Raw genomic sequence first — 3,796 nt, 5'->3', positions numbered from 1 at the left:
GGGGCGGCGCTGTCCGGTGTCCGCCGGGCCAAGTCCGAGGCGAAGGTGTCGCAGAAGGCCGAGGTCGCGAGCGTCCTGATCAGCGGCGAGGCCGACCTCGTCGCCCTCGTCGAGTCGGTGGCCGCGGACCTGCGCAGCGCCGGCAGCATCCGGGAGCTCACGCTGAGCCCGACCGGCGGCGAGATCGCCGTCGCCGTCGAACTGGCCTGAACACAGGGCACAGACGGGATCAGATGCCGGCGAGGCGCTTGGCGGACGGCCGCAGATACACGAACCAGGTAACCACGAAGCACAGCGCGTAGAAGGCGATGAAGGAGATGTAGGCCGCGTCGCCGGTCCGGTAGCTCAGGAACGACTGCCGGAAGGCCAGGTTCACCAGCACCCCGCCGAACGCGCCGATCGCGCCGGCCAGGCCGATGAGGGCTCCGGACAGCCGCCGGGCCGAGTGCTGCGCCGCGACCGGGTTGCCACCGGCGTCGATGGTGGTTTGCGCCTTCGCCTGGAAGATCGCCGGGATCATCTTGTACGTTGACCCGTTCCCGACACCACTGAAGACGAACAGCGCGATGAACCCGACCAGGAACAGGGGAAGCGACTCCGTCAGCGAGGCGACGAGCACGATCGCGGCTGCGGCCGCCATCGCCACGAAGTTGGCGAAGGTGACCTTCGCTCCGCCGACGCGGTCCGCCAGGATGCCGCCGACCGGGCGGATCAGTGAGCCGAGCAGCGGACCGAGGAAGGTCAGGTAGGCGGCCTTGATCGGGATGCTGAACTGGTCGTGGAACTGCACCTGGAGCACCTGGCCGAACGCGAAGCCGAACCCGATGAACGACCCAAACGTGCCGATGTAGAGCAGCGACATCACCCAGGTGTGACCGTCACGGGCGACGTCGCGCATCGCGCCCCGGTCGTTCTTCGCGCTCGACAGGTTGTCCATGAACAGCGCCGCGCCGAGCGTCACCAGGACGATCAGCGGTATGTAGACGGCAAGGACGACCCGGGGGTGGTCCTTGCCGGCGGTGGCGAGGACGAGCAGGCCGACAAGCTGGATCGCGGCCACCCCCAGGTTTCCGCCGCCGGCGTTCAGTCCCAGGGCCCAGCCCTTCAGCCGCTCCGGATAGTAGGTGTTGATGTTGGTCATCGAGGAGGCGAAGTTGCCGCCTCCGCCCCCCGCGACCGCGGCGACGATCAGCTAGGGTGGGGTAGGAGACGCCGGGAGAGAGAACGACGGCCGCGAGGATCGTCGGCACGAGGAGCACCGCCGCGCTGAAGATGGTCCAGTTACGCCCCCCGAACCGGGCGACGGCGAAGGTGTAGGGGATCCGCAGCACACAGCCGACGAGCGCGGGCAGCGAGGTCAGCAGGAACTTGCCGGCCGGGTCGATGTGGTAGGCCGGTCCGAGGAACAGGACCGTCACCGCCCACAACGACCAGATCGAGAACCCGACGTGTTCGGCCAGGATCGAGAAGATCAGGTTTCGGCGGGCGATGCGGGAACCGCCGTTGTTCCAGAAAGTGCGGTCCTCGGGCCGCCAGTCGTCGATCCAGCGGCCGCGTCGGGACGGACCGGTCACGGTGCCGGTAGTCGGGACGCCTTCCAGCGTGGCGCTCATAGATGATCCTCCGAGGTGCGGGTGATGCCACGACGGTAGGAATGCGCCGTTACGTGGCGCGGCGTCGGCTGTGACACTCTCTGAGACATCCGCTCACCTGGGCGGGGACCCGACGGTGAGACCTCGGGCGCACCGGCCGTCGGGCCGTCGGCGGATCCGCCGGGAGGGCCGGGCGAGGCGTGGGTGGCCCGGCGGTCGACCGGTCAGTCGATCCGGCGTAGCTGCTCGCGGTATCGCTTGCCGTTCGCCACGTAGATCGCGGCCCCGGCGGCGAGGGCACCCGGGGCGACGGAATCCGGCAGGATCTTCGCTGGCACGCCGAGCGCCCTCGCGCCCGGCGGCACGACCGTGCCGCCCACGACGACCGCGCCCGCGCCGACCAGCGCACCCCGGCCGATCCGGGCCCGGTGGAGCACCACCGAACCGGAACCGACCAGGGCGCCGTCCTCGACGACGTAACCCTCCAGATGAGCCAGATGCCCGACCGTGCAGTCGTCACCCACCACCGTGGTGAGTTCCTCGGTAGCGTGGATCACCGTGCCGTCCTGGATGGACGTACGGGCGCCGATCTCGATCGTCCCGTAGTCGCCACGCAGCACCGAGCCCGGCCACACCGTGGACTCGGGCCCGACTCGTCACCGTGCCGATCACCGTCGCGTCCGGATGGACGTAGGCCGTGGGATCGATGGTGGGGACGGCGTCCCCCAGGGCGTACACGGCCATCCGAGCCTCCCGCTGATCGTGACGCCGCCGATCCGGACGGCGCACCGGTGGATCCCATCGTGCCCGGAAAGGAGCAGCCGGGTGCCCCGGAGAGCCGCTCGTGGCCGGCCGCTCATCAGTGCTCCCGGTCACGCGTTCAGTCCTCGGATGCCGTTCAGTCCTCGGAGAAGTCAGTCCTCGGAGAAGGAGGTCTTCGGGTGGAGCATGCCGGGCGGTGGTGAACCCGTCGCCCGGGCCCATCCGCGCGCGGCCGCGCGCTCGGCCGCCAACCGGCCGATCCCGATCGCGAGACCCGAGATCGCCGCCCAGGCGACGGCCTCCGTCCAGGCGGTGTCCGGGTCCGCCGGGTTGGCCGGCGGGTCGGACTTGCGCACCTTGCGGTACAGGGCGCTCACGACTCGGCTCGCGGCCATGCCCGCGAGCGCGGTCGCCCCTCCGCCGACGATCTTCCATCCCAGCTTTGACGCTGCTTTCGCCACCCCGCACCTCTCGTTCCTCGGCGAGGACCATGCCGGTCCGCCCGCCCCCTGCTTACCCCGACCGGCCTGCTTAGCCCCTCGGATCGTCTTAGCCTCTCGGATCATCTGCTATCCGATCACGCCGGGATACGCCTGCCGGAGTCCGGGGCTCGCTGCGGCCCGTCGGACCGGCAGGCCGATGGCGGTACGAGGGCCATGGCCTAGCGTGGGGGTCACGCCCGGACCGGGCACCCTCGACCAGGAGAGCCATGACCGCCACCGATCCGACGACGCCCACCGCCCCGCCTCCCGCGTCCGCGGTGCCACTCGCCGTACAGCCCGCCGCGCAGCCCGCGCCCGCCGTACCGGGTCGGGTGGAGATCCTCGTCCGCCGGTCGGACCGCGAGCTGGCGCTGCCGGCGTACGCCCAGCCGTCGGACGCGGGGGCGGACCTGGTGACGGCCCAGGATGTGACGCTCGGCCCGGGGGAGCGGGCGACGGTCGGAACCGGCCTGAGCATCGCCCTGCCGGCCGGGTACGCGGCGTTCGTCCATCCGCGCAGTGGCCTGGCCGCGCGGCACGGCCTGTCCGTGGTCAACGCCCCGGGAACGGTGGACGCCGGTTACCGTGGAGAAATCAAAGTCATTCTGATCAATACCGACCGATCTGACATGATCACCCTACATCGGGGCGACCGGATCGCCCAGCTGGTCGTGCAGCGCGTGGAGCACGCCGTGTTCCGGGAGGTCGATGAGCTGCCGGCCTCGGTGCGCGGAAGCGGCGGGTTCGGCTCCACGGGGGGTTTCGGGTCCGCCAGGGGACCAGCTGGGGGGATCTGTCGCTGATCTTGTGATCGAACTGGCCCTCTCATGATCGTCTATTGGTATCGCGCTGTGATGATCGGCCTGGTGTGACCTCCTTGACCTTGGGGTTTGGCTGCCGTATCTCGCGAACGTCTTGCTGGCCGGGGTCGAGCGCGTCGCGGGCGAGCTGAGGCTTCGG

At 70.3% G+C, this 3,796-nt stretch carries 3 protein-coding genes and 2 pseudogenes; 2 read left to right on the top strand and 3 right to left on the bottom strand.

Translation table 11 applies throughout. From position 1 onward, the window contains the following. Positions 1–210: hypothetical protein (locus AC08OU_RS23480; RefSeq protein ID WP_476605832.1), on the top strand; the 210-nt coding region annotated here is incomplete at its 5' end. 19 nt (positions 211–229) lie between these two features. Here the strand turns inward: AC08OU_RS23480 and AC08OU_RS23475 are convergent. From AC08OU_RS23475 to AC08OU_RS23465, 3 genes and pseudogenes are all read right to left on the bottom strand, one after another. Further along, positions 230–1,613: pseudogene (locus AC08OU_RS23475) on the bottom strand (nitrate/nitrite transporter). Positions 1,614–1,816: 203 nt separating this feature from the next. After that, positions 1,817–2,336 (bottom strand): annotated as a pseudogene (locus AC08OU_RS23470) (gamma carbonic anhydrase family protein). Between the two features lie 170 nt (positions 2,337–2,506). Further along, the gene (locus AC08OU_RS23465; RefSeq protein WP_462202896.1) at positions 2,507–2,815 is read right to left on the bottom strand and encodes a DUF4235 domain-containing protein; all 309 of its coding nucleotides are present in this window, start codon (positions 2,813–2,815) and stop codon (positions 2,507–2,509) included. Between the two features lie 248 nt (positions 2,816–3,063). On the opposite strand from AC08OU_RS23465, the gene dut reads away from it, so the two are divergent. Continuing rightward, positions 3,064–3,639: a dUTP diphosphatase gene (dut, locus tag AC08OU_RS23460; RefSeq protein WP_476605831.1), complete on the top strand. Its 576-nt coding sequence runs from the start codon at positions 3,064–3,066 to the stop codon at positions 3,637–3,639. The last annotated feature ends 157 nt before the right edge of the window (positions 3,640–3,796 follow it).

It is taken from the genome of Frankia sp. CcMO1, from assembly GCF_977945845.1.
Note: the sequence above shows the minus strand (reverse complement) of the source record. Positions and strands in the feature narration are given on the sequence as shown.

Excerpts from the sequence above, each read along its gene's own strand:
- dut (WP_476605831.1), top strand. The coding sequence starts at position 3,064 with ATGACCGCCACCGATCCGACGACGCCCACCGCCCCGCCTCCCGCGTCC.